Source organism: Acidaminococcus sp. HCP3S3_H5 (assembly GCF_052122235.1).
Classification (GTDB): domain Bacteria; phylum Bacillota; class Negativicutes; order Acidaminococcales; family Acidaminococcaceae; genus Acidaminococcus.
On record NZ_JBQKCS010000026.1, the window covers coordinates 1 to 440 of the forward strand.

A 440-nucleotide genomic window follows, 5' to 3' on the forward strand; every position below is an offset into this window, starting at 1 on the left:
TCCTGCAACTGCTCCGATAACTGGTTCGACATCAAATACAACCATACCTCCGGCTACTCCAACGATAACGCCTAAGACGATAGCTGCCAAAGGAATGTACCGAGCTGGAATATACTCTTGAGATTTAATCATATTCATTAAGCCTGTCATGATTGCCCCGATGCCGACTGCAACGGTCATGATGATTTCAGTGTTGTTCAAATTTACCACCTCCTTTAAAGGTTTCTAACTCTTCTTTCAGAGAGGCGTTTTCTTCCTCAAGTTCGTCGACACGTTCCTCTAGCTCAGAAATCTGTAGCAAATAGCCGTCTTCCTTCTCTTGCATGGATCGCTTCAAGTCAGCCATCTCAAATTTTAACTGGCTAAACTTTTCCTCTAAGTCGAAAACAGTTTGTCGAACAGAGTTGTACTCAGCTTTAAACTCGTTGTGGTCAGCTGCC

Annotated in this window: 2 pseudogenes; both read right to left on the reverse strand. The window is 43.6% G+C overall.

Going from position 1 to position 440, the window contains the following annotated elements:
• Positions 1–201 (reverse strand): annotated as a pseudogene (locus ACTQY5_RS11000) (hypothetical protein); the annotation flags it as partial.
• Positions 188–440 (reverse strand): annotated as a pseudogene (locus ACTQY5_RS11005) (hypothetical protein); the annotation flags it as partial. The pseudogenes ACTQY5_RS11000 and ACTQY5_RS11005, both read right to left, overlap by 14 nt.